We start from the raw sequence: 2,469 nt of genomic DNA, 5'->3' as shown, positions 1-2,469 counted from the left end.
CGATGCGTCAAGTGCAGCTATACTTGGCGAAACTACGCATAAGGTTTAACTTGAACATTCTAGAGATGTGAATAAGTTTGGCATTTTCTGCAAAGTCTGGTGGTTCTGAAGAATGGAAGGCAGTAATTTCTGCTATATCGACCCTAGTTGAAGAAGCTACATTCGAAGCTACTGGTGAAGGAATTGCTTTCCGTGGAATGGATCCATCACATGTGGCATTAATCGATATTGCTTGGCCTAATTCTGCATTTGAAAAATATGTTTGCGATGCAGATGTCAAGTTTGGAGTAAGAATAGACGAGTTTTCAAAGTTAATCAAAAGAGCTGATAAAAAAGACAATATAGAAATCAGCATTTCTGAAGACAAGCTTTTGCTTGTTACTATAGGTAAAAATAAAAAATACAAGATGCGATTGATTGAAAGTTCTGCAACTGATACTCCGCTTCCAAAAATTACCTACAATGCCAAAGTGGGTGTAACGTCTGCAGAATTTGATAAAATACTTGGCGACATTCAGGTTGTTTCAGAATATTTATCCATTAATGCCAATCCTACAAAGGCAGAATTTTCAGGACGTGGTGATTCTGGTGAGGCAATCATAACACTAGAAAAAGGAATGCCCGAGATGCCAGAGATTGAGGTAAAAGAAGACAGCAATGCAACCTATAGCTTGGAATATCTCAATAGCATAGTCAAAGCAATAGGTACTGTTGCAGGTACAGTAGTTTGTGAATATTCAAGTAAAATGCCACTTAGGCTGGAATTTAAGGTAGCCAACATTGGCAGAATTCACTTTTACCTTGCTCCTAGAGTAGAGAGTTAAAAGATTTTAAGGATAATAGGGCGAGGTTATACTGATTTGAAACTTGTTCTAAAATTTGGCGGAACTTCTGTTTCCTCTCCGCAAAATATACGAAACGTTGCAACCATGATAAAGAAGCTAACAAAGGAATACAAAATCATTCCAGTCTTTTCTGCAATAAGCGGAGTTACAGACGATTTAATCAGAATAACAAATTTGATTCAGAACAGAAACAAGGAAGGTGCAAGCTTGATTGCAAAGAAAATAATCAAGATGCATACTGATATTGCAAATCAATGTGTCAAGAACTCAAAAATAAAAAAAGACTTGCTCAATAAGATGAAATCAGACCTTGATGAGTTTCAAGATCTTCTGCATGGAATGTTATTGCTTGGAGAAGTGACACCGAAATCTTCTGATTACATGATCTCATTTGGTGAAAGACTATCCATCAATTTGGTGGCATTTACGCTAAATGAACTGGGCATAAAGGCAATGCCTCTCACGGGAAAAGACGTAGGAATAGTTACAGACTCTAACTTTGGAGGAGCAAAGCCGCTGATGGACACAACACGTCTGCATGTATCCCATACAATAGAAAATCTTCTACAAAAGAAAACCATGGCAGTAATTGGTGGATTTGCTGGTGCAGACCAACATGGTAACATAACTACATTTGGAAGAGGTGGGTCTGATTATACCGCAACCATCATCGCATCAAGCATCAAGGCAGATGAAGTCTGGTTGATGAGCGATGTAGATGGTTTGATGACAACTGATCCAAAGATCATAAAAAATGCCAAGCTGATCAAAGAAGTATCATACATTGAAGCAATGGAGATGGCACTATTTGGTGCAAAATACATTCATCCAAGAGCATTAGAGCCACTTGTTGCAAAAAAAATTCCTTTGCGAATAAGAAATACGTTTAATCTTGATAATCCAGGTACGCTGGTCACTGCCACTCCACAATCTGATACGCAAAAGACCGTAAAATGTGTCAGCACCATACGACATACTGGATTAATTGATGTAAGGGGTGGAAGCATGGTTGGTGCTCCTGGTACTGCAGCTACAATATTTTCAATTCTTGCAAAAGAGGGAATTAACATAATGATGATATCTCAAAGCCCATCAGAGTCGTCCATTTCTATAATAGTAAAGAAAAATGACTTGGACAAGGCTGTAAATTCACTTGAGATGAATCTGCTTGGCAAAGTCATCAAAAAAGTAGATGTCACAGTAGATGTCTCTATACTTGCTCTCATTGGTTCTGGAATGAGAGGAATCACGGGAGTTGCCTCCAAAGTATTTACTTCTGTTGCAAAAAAAGGCGTCAATGTAATAATGATAGCTCAAGGTTCGTCTGAGCTTAATCTTGCATTTGTAGTCAAAGACTCTGACTGTAATGCAGCAGTACAGGCACTGCATGATGAGTTTAAACTAGACAAATAGCAGAAACTCTCGCTAAAAGCATATTTATGCAAATTAAATATTCATAGCGTATGAACAGGCTTCTGCTTTTAGCAATTCTTGTAATAGTTGGAGGCCTTGTTACTTCGCTATCACTATTCAATGATCAACTTGCTAACGCTGGATCAACAAAAAAGATCCAGTTCACTCAGACTGTAACATCTACACAAGATCCTGGAATTGGTCACAACAA

The 2,469-nt window shown here is 38.1% G+C and carries 2 protein-coding genes; both read left to right on the top strand.

The genetic code is table 11. The features are described from left to right. Positions 1-77: 77 nt before the first annotated feature. On the top strand, positions 78-824 hold the full coding sequence (gene pcn, locus DYY66_RS05365; protein WP_166286865.1) for a proliferating cell nuclear antigen (pcna): 747 nt from the start codon (positions 78-80) through the stop codon (positions 822-824). Positions 825-860: 36 nt separating this feature from the next. Further along, positions 861-2,258 carry an aspartate kinase gene (locus DYY66_RS05360; protein ID WP_166286863.1) on the top strand — a complete coding sequence of 466 codons (1,398 nt, stop codon included), beginning with the start codon at positions 861-863 and terminating at the stop codon, positions 2,256-2,258. The last annotated feature ends 211 nt before the right edge of the window (positions 2,259-2,469 follow it).

Origin of the sequence: Candidatus Nitrosotalea sp. FS (genome assembly GCF_011319475.1) — an archaeon.
Taxonomy (GTDB): Archaea; Thermoproteota; Nitrososphaeria; order Nitrososphaerales; family Nitrosopumilaceae; genus Nitrosotalea.
This window is presented reverse-complemented; position numbering and strand designations above follow the sequence as displayed.